At 72.9% G+C, this 15,871-nt stretch carries 17 protein-coding genes and 1 riboswitch; of the genes, 11 read left to right on the forward strand and 6 right to left on the reverse strand.

Going from position 1 to position 15,871, the window contains the following annotated elements; genetic code table 11:
* The first annotated feature begins 152 nt into the window (after nucleotides 1-152).
* Complete coding sequence (locus ACGFSC_RS33645; RefSeq protein WP_359905207.1) at nucleotides 153-737, forward strand: TetR/AcrR family transcriptional regulator; 585 nt, start codon at nucleotides 153-155, stop codon at nucleotides 735-737.
* 64 nt (nucleotides 738-801) lie between these two features.
* Here the strand turns inward: ACGFSC_RS33645 and ACGFSC_RS33650 are convergent, their stop codons facing one another.
* Complete coding sequence (locus tag ACGFSC_RS33650; RefSeq protein ID WP_359905204.1) at nucleotides 802-1,248, reverse strand: Lrp/AsnC family transcriptional regulator; 447 nt, start codon at nucleotides 1,246-1,248, stop codon at nucleotides 802-804.
* Between the two features lie 164 nt (nucleotides 1,249-1,412).
* On the opposite strand from ACGFSC_RS33650, the gene ACGFSC_RS33655 reads away from it, so the two are divergent.
* The 4 genes from ACGFSC_RS33655 (at nucleotide 1,413) to ACGFSC_RS33670 (ending at nucleotide 6,981) form a co-directional block, all read left to right on the forward strand.
* Nucleotides 1,413-2,555, forward strand: coding sequence for a thiamine pyrophosphate-dependent dehydrogenase E1 component subunit alpha (locus ACGFSC_RS33655; RefSeq protein ID WP_359905202.1), 1,143 nt, complete (start codon nucleotides 1,413-1,415; stop codon nucleotides 2,553-2,555).
* 104 nt (nucleotides 2,556-2,659) lie between these two features.
* On the forward strand, nucleotides 2,660-3,628 hold the full coding sequence (locus ACGFSC_RS33660; protein ID WP_359905247.1) for an alpha-ketoacid dehydrogenase subunit beta: 969 nt from the start codon (nucleotides 2,660-2,662) through the stop codon (nucleotides 3,626-3,628).
* Complete coding sequence (locus ACGFSC_RS33665) at nucleotides 3,628-5,016, forward strand: dihydrolipoamide acetyltransferase family protein (protein ID WP_359905245.1); 1,389 nt, start codon at nucleotides 3,628-3,630, stop codon at nucleotides 5,014-5,016. Before ACGFSC_RS33660 ends, ACGFSC_RS33665 begins: the two co-directional genes overlap by 1 nt.
* Before the next feature lie 234 nt (nucleotides 5,017-5,250).
* The gene (locus ACGFSC_RS33670; protein WP_359905199.1) at nucleotides 5,251-6,981 is read left to right on the forward strand and encodes a globin domain-containing protein; all 1,731 of its coding nucleotides are present in this window, start codon (nucleotides 5,251-5,253) and stop codon (nucleotides 6,979-6,981) included.
* Here ACGFSC_RS33670 and ACGFSC_RS33675 read toward each other — a convergent pair whose 3' ends face one another.
* Entirely contained in the window at nucleotides 6,982-7,554 is a 573-nt protein-coding gene (locus ACGFSC_RS33675) for an NUDIX domain-containing protein (RefSeq protein WP_359905196.1), read from the reverse strand.
* 238 nt (nucleotides 7,555-7,792) lie between these two features.
* Between ACGFSC_RS33675 and ACGFSC_RS33680 the strand changes: the two genes are divergently transcribed.
* Both ACGFSC_RS33680 and ACGFSC_RS33685 read left to right on the forward strand, forming a co-directional pair.
* Complete coding sequence (locus ACGFSC_RS33680) at nucleotides 7,793-8,692, forward strand: helix-turn-helix domain-containing protein (protein ID WP_359905193.1); 900 nt, start codon at nucleotides 7,793-7,795, stop codon at nucleotides 8,690-8,692.
* 196 nt (nucleotides 8,693-8,888) lie between these two features.
* Nucleotides 8,889-9,314 (forward strand): SsgA family sporulation/cell division regulator, encoded by a 426-nt coding sequence (locus ACGFSC_RS33685; protein WP_359905190.1) that lies wholly within the window; start codon nucleotides 8,889-8,891, stop codon nucleotides 9,312-9,314.
* A 102-nt stretch (nucleotides 9,315-9,416) separates the two neighbouring features.
* Here the strand turns inward: ACGFSC_RS33685 and ACGFSC_RS33690 are convergent, their stop codons facing one another.
* Nucleotides 9,417-9,797 carry a phage holin family protein gene (locus ACGFSC_RS33690; protein WP_359905187.1) on the reverse strand — a complete coding sequence of 127 codons (381 nt, stop codon included), beginning with the start codon at nucleotides 9,795-9,797 and terminating at the stop codon, nucleotides 9,417-9,419.
* 120 nt (nucleotides 9,798-9,917) lie between these two features.
* Here ACGFSC_RS33690 and ACGFSC_RS33695 point away from each other — a divergent pair, with 120 nt between their 5' ends.
* Together ACGFSC_RS33695 and tenA are read left to right on the forward strand one after the other, a co-directional pair.
* Complete coding sequence (locus tag ACGFSC_RS33695; RefSeq protein WP_359905184.1) at nucleotides 9,918-10,235, forward strand: cupin domain-containing protein; 318 nt, start codon at nucleotides 9,918-9,920, stop codon at nucleotides 10,233-10,235.
* Between the two features lie 26 nt (nucleotides 10,236-10,261).
* Nucleotides 10,262-10,933 (forward strand): thiaminase II, encoded by a 672-nt coding sequence (gene tenA, locus ACGFSC_RS33700; protein ID WP_359905181.1) that lies wholly within the window; start codon nucleotides 10,262-10,264, stop codon nucleotides 10,931-10,933.
* Between the two features lie 82 nt (nucleotides 10,934-11,015).
* Here the strand turns inward: tenA and ACGFSC_RS33705 are convergent, their stop codons facing one another.
* Nucleotides 11,016-12,287 (reverse strand): hypothetical protein, encoded by a 1,272-nt coding sequence (locus tag ACGFSC_RS33705; protein WP_359905179.1) that lies wholly within the window; start codon nucleotides 12,285-12,287, stop codon nucleotides 11,016-11,018.
* 278 nt (nucleotides 12,288-12,565) lie between these two features.
* Between ACGFSC_RS33705 and ACGFSC_RS33710 the strand changes: the two genes are divergently transcribed.
* Together ACGFSC_RS33710 and thiC are read left to right on the forward strand one after the other, a co-directional pair.
* Nucleotides 12,566-12,766, forward strand: coding sequence for a DUF5326 family protein (locus ACGFSC_RS33710; protein WP_049653234.1), 201 nt, complete (start codon nucleotides 12,566-12,568; stop codon nucleotides 12,764-12,766).
* Between the two features lie 221 nt (nucleotides 12,767-12,987).
* Nucleotides 12,988-13,122: riboswitch (TPP riboswitch) on the forward strand.
* Complete coding sequence (gene thiC / locus ACGFSC_RS33715; protein WP_359905176.1) at nucleotides 13,117-14,931, forward strand: phosphomethylpyrimidine synthase ThiC; 1,815 nt, start codon at nucleotides 13,117-13,119, stop codon at nucleotides 14,929-14,931. It overlaps the preceding riboswitch by 6 nt.
* Nucleotides 14,932-15,006: 75 nt before the next feature.
* Here the strand turns inward: thiC and ACGFSC_RS33720 are convergent, their stop codons facing one another.
* Both ACGFSC_RS33720 and ACGFSC_RS33725 read right to left on the reverse strand, forming a co-directional pair.
* A complete protein-coding gene (locus ACGFSC_RS33720) occupies nucleotides 15,007-15,426 on the reverse strand; it encodes a nuclear transport factor 2 family protein (RefSeq protein ID WP_359905173.1) in 420 nt (139 codons plus the stop codon).
* Nucleotides 15,423-15,869: an SRPBCC family protein gene (locus ACGFSC_RS33725; protein WP_359905170.1), complete on the reverse strand. Its 447-nt coding sequence runs from the start codon at nucleotides 15,867-15,869 to the stop codon at nucleotides 15,423-15,425. The genes ACGFSC_RS33720 and ACGFSC_RS33725 overlap by 4 nt, the downstream gene beginning before the upstream one ends.
* Between the last annotated feature and the right edge of the window lie 2 nt (nucleotides 15,870-15,871).

Consider the following 15,871-nt stretch of genomic DNA (forward strand, 5'->3'; position numbering starts at 1 on the left):
GCGACTGCCGGTATTGCGTTCATCAGCCGTGGACCCCAGTGCTCTGGACGTGGACGGATCGTCCGGAGATTCTAGGGCCTGCCTTTCCGGGCTGGTGTGGACCAGTCGGACCCGATCGCGTAACGCGGGGGGCGGCCGGGGATACTCGGAGGATGGCCGATCACACCACGCGCACCGCCTACACCGTGGAGTCACTGCTCGCGGTGACCGTCGACGTGTTCAACGAGCGCGGCTACGACGGCACTTCCATGGAGGACCTGTCCCGGGCGGCGGGGATCTCCAAGTCCTCCATCTACCACCACGTGCGCGGCAAGGAGGAACTGCTGCGGCTGGCGGTCGGGCGGGCGCTGGACGGGCTGTTCGCGATCCTGGTCGAGCCGGCCGCGGTCCGGGGCCCGGCGGTGGAGCGGCTGGAGCACGTGGTGCGGCGCACCGCCGAGGTGCTGCTGGAGGAACTGCCGTACGTGACGCTGCTGCTGCGGGTGCGCGGCAACACGGCCACCGAGCAGTGGGCGCTGGAGCGCCGGCGGGACTTCGACCACCAGGTGGCCGAGCTGCTGCGGGCGGCGGTCGCGGACGGCGCGCTGCGCGCGGACGTGGAGCCGAGGCTGGCCACCCGGCTGCTGTTCGGGATGATCAACTCGATCGTGGAGTGGTACCGGCCGGGGCTCAAGGCCGCCGACGGGGTCGCGGACGCGGTGGTCCACCTGGCCTTCGACGGGCTGCGGGCGCGCTGACCGGCCCGGCCCGCCGCGGCGGGCCGACCGGTGGGCCGGTCGGTGAGACCGGCGGCCCGGCCGGTCAGATCGGCGGCACCTGGTCGGTCTCCTCGAAGACCAGCATGGTCCGGGTGCCGAGCACCTGGGGAATGGACTGGATGCTGCCCAGCACCAGCTCCCGCAGGGCCTGGTTGTCGGCGGTGTGCACCAGCAGCAGGACGTCGAAGTCCCCGCCGACCAGCGCGATGTGCGCCACCCCGGGCAGCTCCAGCAGCCGTTCGCGCACCGTCCGCCAGGAGTTCTGGACGATTTTCAGGGTGACGTACGCGGACGCGGTCTGACCAGCCCGTTCGTGGTCCACCCTGGCAGTGAAGCCGCGGATGATGCCGTCCTCGACCATTCTGGAGATCCGGGCGTACGCGTTGGCCCGGGACACGTGCACCCGCTCGGCCACCGAGCGGATGGAGGCGCGACCGTCCTGCTGCAGCAGCCGAAGGATCGACCGGTCGACCTGATCGAGTCTGGACATCTGTTCAGCAGACATGACCCCCCACCCCCACCGATTGGACACACTGCCACCAGTCGACCGCCGAACAGGCCGAATGTCCACCACCTTGTCACGCTTCTGGTCAAGATGAACAGACGACCGAACAATCGGTAGGGAGCCCCCGCCACCCCTGGAGGTGCCCCGAGATGACCGTTCTCGACCACAGACACCACACGAGCGTGCCCGGCTGGCTGCCCGGGGCCACCGCTCCGCGCACCGACCCGGCGCCCCTCCTCCCGGACCCGTCCCCCGTCCGGGCGCTCGGCACCCCGGCCCTGGAGAAGTACGACCCGGCCCTGCTGCGCGAGCTCTACCGCCGGCTGGTCGTCGGCCGCCGCTACAACCAGCAGGCCACCACCCTGACCAAGCAGGGCCGGCTCGCCGTCTACCCGGCGTCCACCGGCCAGGAGGCCTGCCAGGTCGCCGCCGCGCTGGTGCTCGGCGAGCACGACTGGCTCTTCCCCAGCTACCGCGACACCCTCGCGGTGGTCTCCCGGGGCGTCGACCCGCTGGAGGCGCTGACCCTGCTGCGCGGCAACGCCCACACCGGCTACGACCCGCGGGCCAGCCGCACCGCCCCGCTCTGCACCCCGCTCGCCACCCAGGCCCCGCACGCCGTCGGGCTGGCGCACGCCGCCCGGCTGCGCGGCGAGCCGGTGGTCGCGCTGGCGATGCTCGGCGACGGCGGCACCAGCGAGGGCGACTTCCACGAGGCGCTGAACTTCGCGGCCGTGCTCGGCGCCCCGGTGGTCTTCCTGGTGCAGAACAACGGCTACGCGATCTCCGTCCCGCTCAGCGCCCAGTCCGCCGCACCGAGCCTGGCCCACAAGGCCGTCGGCTACGGCATGGCGGGCCGGCTGGTGGACGGCAACGACGCGCCCGCCGTGCACTCGGTGCTGACCGAGGCGGTCGAGCGGGCCCGGGCCGGCGGCGGCCCGACCCTGGTCGAGGCGCTGACCTACCGGATCGACGCCCACACCAACGCCGACGACGCCACCCGCTACCGCACCGAGCCCGAGGTGGCCGCCTGGCGCGAGCACGACCCGATCCTGCTGATGGAGCGCGCGCTGCGCGGGCTCGGCGTGCTGGACGACCGGCTGGTGCGGGAGGCGGCCGACGAGGCCGAGGCGCTGGCGGCCCGGATGCGGGCTGAGTTCCACGCCGACCCGGCCCTGGACCCGATGGCGCTGTTCGCCCACGTCTACGCCGAACCGACCCCACAACTACGGGAGCAGGCAGCCCAGTTGGCCGAAGAGCTGGCCGCCGAGGCGGAGGTGGCGGACCGGTGAGCACCTCCCACCCGTCGCCCGCGCCCACCCTCGGCGGGGCCTCCCCCAGCCTCCGGCCGGGGGGACCCCCATCGCGGCGCCCCTCCGACGCCCGCCCGTCGAGCATGGCCCAGGCGCTCAACTCCGCGCTGCGGGACGCCATGCGCGAGGACCCGGCGGTGCACGTGCTCGGCGAGGACGTCGGCGCGCTCGGCGGCGTCTTCCGGATCACCGACGGGCTCACCGCCGAGTTCGGCCCGGAGCGCTGCCTGGACACCCCGCTGGCCGAGGCCGGCATCCTCGGCACCGCGATCGGCATGGCGATGTACGGGCTGCGCCCGGTCGTCGAGATGCAGTTCGACGCCTTCGCCTACCCGGCGCTGGAGCAGCTGTTCTCGCACGTCGCCAAGATGCGCAACCGCACGGCCGGCAGGATGCCGCTGCCGATCACCGTCCGCATCCCGTACGGCGGCGGCATCGGCGGCGTCGAGCACCACAGCGACGCCTCCGAGGCGTACTACACCAGCACCCCCGGCCTGCACGTGGTCACGCCGGGAACGGTGGCCGACGCGTACGGGCTGCTGCGCGCCTCGATCGCCTCCGACGACCCGGTGGTCTTCCTGGAGCCCAAGCGGCTCTACTGGGGCAGGGCCGACTTCGACCCGGCGACGCCGGTCGAACCGATCGGCCGGGCGGTGCTGCGGCGCACCGGCACCTCCGCCGTGCTGATCACCTACGGCCCCTCGCTGCCGGTCTGCCTGGAGGCGGCCGAGACGGCGAAGGCCGAGGGCTGGGACCTCGCGGTGCTGGACCTGCGCACCCTGGTGCCCTTCGACGACGAGACGGTCTGCCGGGTGGTGCGCTCGCTCGGCCGGGCCGTGGTGGTGCACGAGGCGAGCGGCTTCGGCGGCACCGGCGCGGAGATCGCCGCCCGGGTCACCGAGCGCTGCTTCCACCACCTGGCCGCGCCCGTGCTGCGGGTCACCGGCTTCGACATCCCGTACCCGCCGCCGATGCTGGAGCACCACCACCTGCCCGGGGTGGACCGGATCCTGGACGCGGTCGCCCGGCTCCAGTGGGAGGACCGAGGATGATGCCCGTCGTGCGCGAGTTCCGGCTGCCCGACCTCGGTGAGGGTCTCACCGGGGCGGAGGTGGTGCGCTGGATGGTCGAGGTCGGCGAGGTGATCGCCGTCGACCAGCCGGTGGTGGAGGTGGAGACCGCCAAGGCCGTGGTGGAGGTGCCCTGTCCGTACGGTGGGGTGGTCACCGCGCGGTACGGCGAGGTGGGCGAGGAGATCGCCGTGGGCGCGCCGCTGGTGACGGTCGCGGTGGGGCCGTCGTCGTCGGGGAGCGGTCCGCAGGCTCCGGACGAGCCGGTCGTCGTCGCCGCTCCCGCGGCCTCCGAGGTGGAGCGGCCGCTGGTCGGGTACGGCGTCGCCGAGCCGGGCCGGGGCGGGCGCCGGCGCCGGGTCGGGGGGCCGGCCGCGGTGCCGGCCCCGGTCGTGGCCGGTGGCGGTGCCGCTGCTGGTGCTGGTGCTTCGGCGGGTGCTGCGGCCGGTGCGCCGGCGGGTGCGGTGGCCGGTGCGGTGGCCGTGCGGGCTCCGGCGGTGCCGACCGGGCCCGCGGTGGTGCCGGTGATCTCGCCGCTGGTGCGGCGGCTGGCCCGGGAGCAGGGGGTCGACCTGACCGCGCTCGCCGGGAGCGGGCCGGACGGACTGATCATGCGTGCGGACGTCGAACGGGCGGTCGCGGCCAGGGTGGCCGCTCCGGCGCCCGCCGGGCTGGCCGTGCGGGACGGTGTGGTCCCGCTGCGCGGACTGCGCAAGGCGGTGGCCGAGAAGCTGAGCCGCAGCCACCGGGAGATCCCGGCGGCGACCTGCTGGGTGGATGCGGATGCCACCGAACTCATGGCGCTGCGAAGGCAGTTGAACGCCACGCCGGGGCCGAAGGTGAGCGTGCTGGCGCTGCTGGCGCGGATCTGCACCGTCGCGCTGGCGCGCTTCCCGGAGCTCAACTCCTCGGTGACCGAGGATGGTTCGGGCATCGTCCGGCATTCGGCGGTGCACCTGGGCTTCGCCGCGCAGGGCGAGCGCGGGCTGGTCGTCCCGGTGGTCCGGGACGCGCAGAACCGCAGCACCGAACAACTCGGAGAGGAGCTGGCCCGGTTGACCGAGGCGGCGCGCGGCAGTGCGCTCACCCCGGCCGAACTGACCGGCGGGACCTTCACGTTGAACAACTACGGGGTGTTCGGCGTGGACGGTTCCACCCCGATCCTCAACCACCCGGAGGCGGCGATGCTCGGGGTCGGCCGGATCGTGGCCAAACCCTGGGTCCACCAGGGGGAGTTGGCGGTGCGCGAGGTGACCCAGCTGTCGTTCACCTTCGACCACCGGGTCTGCGACGGCGGGACGGCGGGCGGCTTCCTGCGGTTCGTCGCCGACTGCGTGGAGCAGCCGGGGATGCTGCTGCGACAGCTCTGATCCCGGCCGCCGAAAGTGGCGGGAATGGTCGCCCTGGGTGCGCGGAGGGGCACCCAGGGCGACCGTGGACCGGGGAGAGTAGCGCGTCCCCGGCCCGGATGTCCGGGCTTCGCGCGATTCGTCGGAGGAGCGCTCCGGCCGTGCCACGCTGCCCTGGCGCCAGTAGGGACAAGCCGAGTGGTGGCGCAGCCGGCCGGAGGCGAAACGATTCTCTTGGGTACTCGAAACGTAGCGGTGAAGTCCCGCGGGACAGTCCTGGTCCGCACCGGACACGGCTCGGCGGGGGCCGCCTCCGTCCCGGGCCTGCCGACGGGCGCGCCCGGGCGGGCCCCGGCGCGGGAGGTGGCGCGGGAGGTGGCCGTCCGGCCGTCGACACCGCTGGGCCCGCTGGACCTGCCGCCCCTGCCGCCCCTGCCGGCGGCGGAGGCGCCGACGGCGGTGCTGCCGCCGGTGTCGCTGCTGGAGCCCGTCCGGCCGGTGATCCCGGCCCGGCCGCCGCACCCGCCGGCCGTGCCCGCCACCGGCCCCGCCACCGGCCCCGGCCCCGCTTCCGGTTCCGGCCCCGCTTCCGGTTTCGGCGCCGTCCTCGCTCCGGACCCCACCTCCTTCCGCCCGCTGTTCGCCGACGCGCCCGGCCTCAACTGGGCCGGGCCGGGCGACCGGTGGACCGAGGCCTGGGGCGTGCGGACCCCCGTCGGGCAGCTCCCGGCCGCACCGCCCGCCGTCGCGCTCCCCGCTGCCGGGCTCCCCGCCGTCGGCCTTCCCGCTGCGGGTCAGGACGGGACCGCCGGCCGACCGCCGCTCACCGGCCGGGAGGTCGCGCTGGTCCGGGCCGGCCTCGCCGCCGTCGGGCCGGACGCCGACCGGGCCACCGCGCACTTCTTCGCGCTGCTCTTCCTGCGCCACCCCGAGCTCCGCCCCTCCTTCCCCGCCGCCATGGACGTCCACCGCGACCGGCTGTTCCGCACCCTGCTGGCCGTCGTGCGCGAGATCGACCAGCCGGTGGCCCTGCGCGCCACGCTGACCGGGCTCGGCCGAGACCACCGTCGGTACGGCACGCTGACCGGGTACGACGCCGCGGTGGAGGAGTGCCTGGTGGCGACGCTGGCCCGGTACGCGGGCGGCCACTGGGACGCCGAGGCCGAATCGGCCTGGCGCCGCGCCTACCGGATGATCTCCTCGGCCGTGATCGAGGCCGCCGAGGAGGACGCCCGGACCTCGCCGCCCTGGTGGCAGGGCGAGATCGTCCGGCACGAGCGCCGCACCCGGGACGTCGCGGCGATCACAGTCCGTCCGGACCAGGCGTACCCGTTCCGGGCCGGGCAGTACGCCGCTCTGGAGACGCCCTGGTGGCCGAGGGTCTGGCGGCAGTACTCCTTCGCCGGGGCGCCCCGCCCGGACGGGCTGCTGACCTTCCACGTCAAGGCCGTCCAGGCGGGCTGGGTGAGCAACGCGCTGGTCCACCGGGCCGCGCCCGGGGACGTGCTGCGGCTCGGTCCGGCGGCCGGCTCGATGACCGTCGACCACGCGGCGGGACCGGACCTGCTCTGCCTCGGCGGGGGCACCGGCATCGCGCCGATCCGTGCCCTGGTCGAGGAGGCGGTCGAGCACGGCGTGCCCGGCCGCCGGGTCGAGGTGTTCTACGGCGCCCGCCGGGCCGAGGAGCTGTACGCGCTGGGCGAGCTGCGCGAACTGGCCGCGCGGAACCGGTGGCTGACGGTCCGTCCGGTACTGTCCGGTGGCGCCCCGGCGGGTGTCCTGCTGCCCGGGGGCCTGCTGCCCGGCGGGCCGCTGACCGGCGAACTGCCCGAGGTGGTGAGCCGGTTCGGCCCGTGGACCGGGCGCGAGGCGGTGCTCAGCGGGCCGGCCGCGATGGTGCGCACGGGCGTCGGGGCACTGCTGCGGGCCGGGGTGCCGGCCGAGCGGATCCGGCACGACCCGGTCGGCGACCCGACCGCGGGTTGATCACCCGAGGTCGGGTGCGAGGAGCGCGCGGATGCCCTCGATGTTGGCCGCCAGGTACGCCCGCAGCCGGGGCGGGACCACGTTGACCGAGGTGACGCCCTCGCGGGTGAACGGCAGCCGGACCACCTCGTACTCGCCGTTGGGGTCGGTCACTTCGGGCCCGTGCCGCCGGCTGAGGTCCATCGAGGCGAGCCGGCAGACGAAGAAGTGCTGCACCTTGACCCCGTGCGGGTGCGGCAGGGTGCCGTCGTCGACGGCGGCACCCCCGGCCGGTGGCTGGGGCATGGTGTGGCTGATGGTGTCGACGAAGGCGGGCACCACGTCCACGACCTTGCCGCCGAGCTCCTCGTCCACCTCGCGGTGCAGCGCCTCGACCACCGTCCGGTCCTCGCGCTCGACCCCGCCGCCGGGGGTGATCCAGTACGGGTGCGGCGAATCCGGCCGGACCCGCCGGATCAGCACGATCGACGCCGGGCCGTACGGATCGTCCGGGTCGAGCTCCAGCAGGATCGCCCGCGCGGTGCGCTTCACGACGGGGCGCGGTGGCGGCGGAGTGCGGTTCTCGGGGCCCATGGCCACCTCCGGGACTGGCGCGTTGTGCGGGATTCTCCCGCGCCGGGGCGGGGGCGAAACCCGGGGAACAGGGCGAAACACACCGGGAACGGGTCGAAACGCCGACCCGGTCGGGTGCATCCGTTCGGGGCCCCGCTGTGCTGCAATGAGCAGCTATCGGGCAAATCGGAGGTTTCGCTCCGCATGCCCGTTCTGGGCACGGACCTGTACGAGGGACTCGGGCTGGGGGTTGGGTGGCATGGATCGGATCGCACGGCCTTCCGGGAAGACGCAGCCGCTCGGGAAGGCACAGTCCTGCGGGAAGTCGCAGCCGTCCGAGCGGACGCGGCCGTTCGGGACCGCCCGGGAGCCCAGGATCGCGCGGGAGTCCGGGGCGGCCGGGTCGCGGCGGGCGGCCGCGGACCGCGGGCCCACCCTGATCGGCTCCGTCCAGCGGGCGCTGCGGCTGCTGGAGGCGGTCGGCGGCTTCCGGCACGGCGCGACCGCCAAGCAGCTGGCCCGGGCCGCCGGACTGCCCCTCGGCACCGCCTACCACCTGCTGCGGACCCTGGCCCACGAGGGCTACCTGCGGCGCTCCGAGGGGCGCTTCTTCCACGGGGAGGCGCTCGACGGCATAGCCCGCCCCGGCGCGCGGCCCGGCGATCCCGACCTGCGGACGCGGATGCAGTCCCTGCGGGACGAACTCGGCGCCGCCGTCTACTTCGCGCTCTACCGGGACGGCGAGGTCCACGTGGTGGAGGTGGTCGAGGGCCCGAGCCGGCCCGCCGTCGAGCCCTGGGCGGACTTCCGGGCCACCGCCCACGCGCACGCCATCGGCCAGTGCCTGCTCGGCCAACTGCCCGAGGAGGAACGCCGTGACCACCTCGCCCGCCACCCGCCGGCCGGGCTCACCCCGTCCACCCTCACCGGTGAGAGCGCGGTGCTGCGCCGGCTCGCCTCGCTGCGGCCGACCATGCCCGTGCTGGAGCGGCAGGAGTACGTGCTCGGCACGGTCTGCGCGGCCGTCCCGATCACCATAGGCCCGGTGGTCGCCACCATGGCCCTGTCGCTCCCGGTCGACCAGGCCGACCGGCTGGGGCCCGCCGCCCGCCAACTGCGGCGCGGGGTGGGGGCGATGAGCCCGGCGTTCATCTCCTGACACCACTTGGTCTGGACCAGCTTCGGCTCGTTCACCATTTGAAAAAGCACACCTTGTCCGCTACATCCCCAAACGGGACGATGATGATCGAACGTGGATTGGTTGCATAAACCGTCACAAAAACCGTCGAAAACATGTCCGGCCGCCATCGGGCCAGCAGACCGACGGCGCGGGCAGAACGAGAGGTACTGGCGCCATGCAGCACAGCACAGTCCAGGGTCACCTGGTGATGAACCTCGTGGTCTCGCACGAGCTCTCCTTCCGCCTCCCGGTGGACCTGGCGTACGAGGCCGACGATCCGTACGCCGTCCGGCTCACCTTCCACCTCCCCGGAGACGCCCCGGTCACCTGGTACTTCGCGCGGGAGCTGCTGCTCGACGGGATCAGCGGGCCGGCGGGCGAGGGCGACGTGCACATCCGCCCGGTCGGCGACGAGCTCTCGGAGGTCCGCATCGTGCTGCGCTCCCCCGACGGCGACGCCCTGCTGTGCGCCTCGTCCGCGCCGCTGATCGCCTTCCTGGCGCGCACCGACCGGCTGGTGCCGATGGGACAGGAGTTCACCGGGCGGGACATCGACGCCCAGCTCGCCGACCTGCTCAAGGGGCGCGAGAACGCGGGGTGAGCGGTCCGGCGCCGACAGGCCGCGCGGCGAGAACGGCGAAGGGGCCCGTACCCGGTGGAACACCCGGGTGCGGGCCCCTTTCGGCTGTCCGCGCGGCGCCGGTCAGTCGTCGTCCAGGGCCAGGTGCAGGCCCCACGAGACCAGGCTGATGATTAGCGAACCGACCAGCGCGGAAACGAAGTTGGTCACGTGGAAGTCCAGGCTCAGCTTCCCGGAGGCCCAGGAGGTGAGCAGGAGCATCAGGGCGTTGATCACGAAGGTGATCAGACCCAGCGTGAGGATGAACAGGGGGAGCGAGAACAGCTTGACCACCGGCTTGATCAGCCAGTTCACCACGCCGAACACGACGGCGACGCCGAGCACCGTCAGCGCCTTGTGCTGCCAGTCCGCGTTGCCCTCGGCGAGTTGGATGCCGCTGACGATCCAGGCGGCGACCCAGATGGCCGCCGCGTTGATCAGTGTCTTGATGACGAAACCCTTCATGCCGCCCAAGCCTGACAGGTACCCCCGTCCCGGCGGAACCACCGGACGGCGGGGTGGTGTTGAATGCCCCTGGTCCGGGAGGTGGACGGACGGGCCCGAGAACGAGGGAGGACGGCGGCGGTGAAGCTCTTCCGGCTGGACGGACTGGACGCCGAACGGGCGGCCAACGACGGTGCGTACCTGCGGTTCCTGCGCGAACCGCGGATGTCCGCCGGGCTGTACGCGCTCGCCCCCGGCGACACCGACACCCAGACCGCGCACGACCAGGACGAGATCTACCAGGTGATCAGCGGCCGGGCCGAGCTGACCGTCGGCGCCGAGACCGCCACGGTCGGCCGCGGCACCGTGGTGTACGTGCCGGCCGGCACCCCGCACCGGTTCCACCACATCACCGAGGAGCTGCGCGTCCTGGTGGTGTTCTCCCCGCCGGAGGACTGAGCGCCCCGCCGGTTAGGGTCGGCGTCATGAGCACCAAGACGCTGACCGAAGAACTCTGGGCGGCCATCGAGCCGGTGTACGCCGAGATCCTCGCCCACCCCTTCCTGGCCGGGCTCACCGACGGCACCCTGCCGCGCGCGGCCTTCCGCCACTTCGTCGTCCAGGACTCGCACTACCTGCGCGACTACGCCCGCGCGCTCGCCGTCTGCGCCGCCAAGGCGCCCGGCGAGCAGGACGTTCGGGCCTTCGCCGACGACGCGGTCGGCGCGCTCGCCGCCGAGCAGGGCATGCACGCCGAGTTCCTGACCGCCTTCGGCGGCAGCGCCGAGGAGGCCGCCGCCGAGCCCGTGCTGCCCACCACCCGGGCCTACACCAGCTACCTGCTGGCCACCGTCTACGGCGGCTCCTTCGCCGAGGCGGTCGGCGCGGTGCTGCCCTGCTACTGGATCTACGCCCGGGTCGGCGAGGCGCTGCTCGCCCAGGGCTCGCCCGACCCGCTGTACAGCAAGTGGATCGCCACCTACGGCGACGAGGCCTTCCAGTCGGTGGTCCGGCGGGTGCTGGCGCTCACCGACCGGCTCGGTGAGGAGCTGTCCGCGGCCGAGCGCCGCAAGGTGGTCGAGCACTTCGTGACCACCTCGCGCTACGAGTGGATGTTCTGGGACGCGGCCTGGCGCGGAGAGCGCTGGCCGGTCTGAAGCCGCGCGGGTGCGTCCGCCGGTCGTCCGCCGTCCGCACGGCACCTGTACGACGGGCGGACGACGGGCGGGCGGTGCCGGGTCAGCCGGTGACGAAGTAGCCGGTCAGGTCGGCGACGACGTTCACCGGGCCGCCGTGGTTGAAGACCGAGTAGGTGCCCCCGCCGGTGACCCCGGTGGTCACCGAGTTGGCGACGGTCTGCCCGGGTTCGACGTTCACGGTGGAGGTGTTCGGCGGCTGGCCCCCGCCCGGGAACACCGTGAGGTGGCCGGAGTCGGTCACGTCGGTGATCGTGACGTTGGCCTCGACACCCAGCACGTTCGGGACGGAGCCGTCCGCGGGCACGGCCTGGACGGCCGTGGTCGCCCCCTGCTGGAGCTTGCCGCCGGTGATCCGGGTGTCGAGGTTGCGGACCGGCGTCGTGAGCGCGCTGAACAGGCCCCTTCCGGACGGCCCGTAGTAGCCGACGACGTCGACGATCACGTGCACCCAGCCGGCGCGGTTGTAGACGTCGATCCGCCCGTCCGCGCCGACCGGCACCACGACCTGGTTCGCGACCGTCGATCCCACCGGGAAGTTGACGTTCGAGCCGTAGGCGGGCCGCTGCGTCCCGCTCGGGTACGCGGTCAGGAAGCTGTCCCAGGAGCCGTCCGTGGTGGTGACGTTGAGGACCACCGAGGTGGCGTCCGCGGTCCCCAGCTCGGGGCGGGCGACCTGGTAGCTGCGCACCGCGTCGCCGCCGAGCCGCCCGGTGCCGTCGCTGCGGCTGTCGGCGATCCGGGTCGGGGTCAGCGGGCCGTACTTGTCGGGCGCCGCGGTCCGGTAGTACCCGACCACGTCGAGCACGACATGGGCGGTGCCCGCGTTGTTGTAGACGTTGATCCACGGGGCGCCCCGGCCGACCGGACCGACCGCGATCGTGACCAGGTTGGAGATGGTCTGGCCGGCCTTGAAGTTGATGCTGGAGGTGGCGGGCTTGGTGCCGGCCGGGCCGGCCTTGGCGGCGAGCGTGACGAAGCCGTCGGCGGTCGGGTCGGTCACGGTGAGGTTGACCACCACGGCCGTGGCGTCGGTCGGCACGGCGGAGCCGCAGTACATCGGCGGGTGGCTGCCGCAGCGCTGCGACACCGGGGTGCTGTAGTACTCGCCTTCCTTGAGCGGTCCGAAGTGGTCGTGCGACGGGGTCTGGTCGTAGGAGCGGGTGTCCAGGATCCGGGTCGGGGACATCCCGACGAACCCGGCCGGTGCGGTCACGTCGGCGGCAGCGGTCACGGCCGCCGGTGCCGCGGCCGCCGGGACCGCGGCGAGCGCCGCCACGGTCAGGTTGAGCGCCGCGAGAGCGGCTGTGGACACGGCTGTTCTGGCCCGCATGATCAGGTTCCCCCCTGGTCGATGGCACCGGACGGGCGTTCTTCCGGCACTGGTTGGACGCTTGGGAACGCCGGGGGTTGTACGCCGCCGGACGAATTCTCGGGGGTCACCCGGGGGGTCGGGCTCGGGGTGATCTCGGGGTTCTCTCCGGGCCGTTGGGCCTCGTTCCGGCACTCGCGCCACCGTACGATCGAAGTACCGAAAGCAAGCGGGATGCGGCACCGGACGGCGGCCGACCCGAGGGGAGAAGAGGAACCGACATGGCTGAGCTCTGGAAGTCGCTGCCCTCCTGGGTGCGCAACATCGTCATCCCGGTGCTGGTCCTGGTGCTGGCCTGGAACATCGTCGCCTTCGTGTTCGGCGTCGTCGGCGCCCTGCTCTCGATCGTGATCAAGCTGCTGGTGGTGGTCGGCATCGCCGCCGCCGTGGTGGTCCTGGTGAAGAAGGCCGCCAAGAGCTGACCCACCACCCCGTAACGCCGCCCTGAGGCCCGGCCCCCCACGAGAGGGGGACCGGGCCTCGGCCGTTCTCCGGTATCCGATCGGCTACTGGTTGCGGTAGTAGCCGAAGAGGTCGACGACGACACCGGTCGCTCGACGGGGCGGGGTGACCGGCTCGTGGGGCGCTCTGGACCTGCGGCGATCGGCTCGCTACGGTGTTGGGCGTCGTGTGCAGGCAACACCGCCTGCGACGCGGGAGCTCGGAGCACCGGGCTGAGAGGACGCTGACCGGGACGTCGACGGACGGACCGACGGCTGCGTCGACCGCAGGAACCTGACCGGGTAATGCCGGCGTAGGGAGTAGAGGTCAGATGACCACGTTCGAAGCACAGCCGCAGTCTGCCCAGGGCGCCCCCAGCAGCGAGCGCACCGGCTACCCGACCCCGGCCTGGCGCAAGTCCTACCGCGAGGGGTCGCGTCCCGACCTGCGCGTTCCGTACCGCGAGGTGCGGCTCTCCAACGGCGGGTCCGTCCCGCTGTACGACACCTCCGGCCCGTACACCGACCCGTCCTTCGAGCCCGACGTGCGGCGCGGCCTGCCCGCCCTGCGGGACGCCTGGATCCGCCAGCGCGGCGACGTCGAGGAGTACGACGGCCGCGAGCCGCGCCCCGAGGACGACGGGATCAAGCACACCTCGCCGCGCGGCGGGAACCTGCGCAACCTGGACGCGGTCTTCCCCGGCCGGCCGCGTCGCCCGCTGCGCGGTCGCGGTGGCGTCGCCGTCACCCAACTCGCCTACGCCAAGCGGGGCTTGGTGACGCCGGAGATGGAGTTCGTGGCGCTGCGCGAGGGCCTGGCGCCGGAGTACGTGCGCGCCGAGGTGGCCCGCGGCCGGGCCGTCATCCCGGTCAACGTGAACCACCCGGAGGTGGAGCCGGCCGTCATCGGCACCAACTTCCTGGTGAAGATCAACGCCAACATCGGCAACTCCGCCGTCACCTCCTCGATCGAGGAGGAGGTGGAGAAGATGACCTGGGCCACCCGCTGGGGCGCGGACACCGTCATGGACCTCTCCACCGGCCGCAACATCCACACCACCCGCGAGTGGATCCTGCGCAACTCCCCGGTGCCGATCGGCACCGTGCCGCTCTACCAGGCCCTGGAGAAGGTGGACGGCAGGGCCGAGGAGCTGAGCTGGGAGGTCTACCGGGACACGATCGTCGAGCAGTGCGAGCAGGGCGTCGACTACATGACCGTCCACGCCGGCGTGCTGCTGCGCTACGTCCCGCTCACCGCGCGCCGCAAGACCGGCATCGTCTCGCGCGGCGGCTCGATCATGGCGGCCTGGTGTCTGGCCCACCACCAGGAGAACTTCCTCTACACCAACTTCGAGGAACTCTGCTCCATCCTGGCCTCCTACGACGTCACCTTCTCGCTCGGCGACGGCCTGCGCCCGGGCTCGATCGCGGACGCCAACGACGAGGCGCAGTTCGCCGAGCTGAAGACCCTCGGCGAGCTCGGCCGGATCGCCCGCGAGCACGACGTCCAGGTGATGATCGAGGGCCCGGGCCACGTCCCGATGAACAAGATCAAGGAGAACATGGATCTCCAGAAGGAGATCTGCGACGAGGCGCCGTTCTACACCCTCGGCCCGCTGACCACGGACGTCGCCCCCGGCTACGACCACATCACCTCGGGCATCGGCGCCGCGATGATCGCCTGGTGGGGCACCGCGATGCTCTGCTACGTGACCCCCAAGGAGCACCTGGGCCTGCCCAACCGGGACGACGTCAAGACCGGTGTGATCACCTACAAGATCGCCGCCCACGCCGCCGACCTGGCCAAGGGCCACCCCGGCGCCCAGGCCTGGGACGACGCCCTCTCCGACGCCCGCTTCGAGTTCCGCTGGGAGGACCAGTTCAACCTGGCCCTCGACCCGGAGACCGCCCGCGCCTTCCACGACGAGACCCTCCCCGCCGAGCCCGCCAAGACCGCGCACTTCTGCTCGATGTGCGGCCCGAAGTTCTGCTCGATGAAGATCTCCCAGAAGATCCGCGACGAGCACGGCGACGGTTCCACCGCCGTGGACACCGAGTTCGACGCCGAGGCCCTGGCGGGCATGGCCGAGAAGTCCGCCGAGTTCGCGGCCCAGGGCAACAAGGTCTACCTGCCCCTGGTCGACTGACCCGGGACGCCTGGGCGCCGCCCCGATCACCTCGGGGCGGCGCTTCGCCGTCCTCGCCGTCCTCGCCGTCCTCGGCTACTTCTCGGCGTCGCCGAAGACCATGCGGTGTCCGCGCGCGGTGTCCATGTACTCACGGACGCGGTGGATCAGCCCGTCACGGAGTTCGAAGACCAGGCAGTAGTCATTGGCGTAGTGATTGCCGTTGGCGAGCGTCGCGGTCATGGTCTCCTCCACGATCACGCGCTCGCCGTCGGCGTGGAAACCGTGGAAGGTGACGTCGACGTCCCTGACGAACAGGCGGGAGAAGTCCTCGGCGAGGAAACGCGTGATCATTTCCCTGCCGACCATGTGACTGGGGCGGTCCAGCGCGGTGGCCGTCGCGTTTCCCGGAGGTGCCAGCCACTCGGCGTCCTCGGTGAAGACCGCGGAGATCTGGTCGGCGTCGTGGCCGGCGAACGCCTTCCAGGCGGCCCGGACGATGTCGTGGCTGCTCATCGGGGTTCGGTCGGGACGGGTGCCGGTCCGGGCGCGGCCGATGAAGCGGCCTCCAGCGTGCGGCGGATCACCGCCGAACCGTGCTCGACGGACTCGGCGATCGGTGCGGCCAGCGCGTCGGGCAGGACATCGGTGTGCCACACGAATCTCGTCCGGCCGCCGGCCTCCGGAAGGGCCTGCATGGACGCGTGGTGGTGGGACGGATGGAGGCTGCCGCCGACGACCGTGTAGGCGACCCGCATCGCCTCGTGGTCGAGGTCGACGAGCCGTTCGAACACGATCGTGCCGTCGGCGAAGGTGACGGTGCGCGTGTCCGAGCTCAGCCGGGTGTCGGTGACGAACCCGGGCGCCAGCCGCTCGTGCACCGCGCCGTAGTCGCTGAGCACCGACCACACCGCCTCGGGGCGGGCATCGATGACGATTTCCTTGTGGATCGAGGCCATGG

Origin of the sequence: Kitasatospora sp. NPDC048715, from assembly GCF_043198905.1 — a bacterium.
Classification (GTDB): domain Bacteria; phylum Actinomycetota; class Actinomycetes; order Streptomycetales; family Streptomycetaceae; genus Kitasatospora; species Kitasatospora lactacystinica.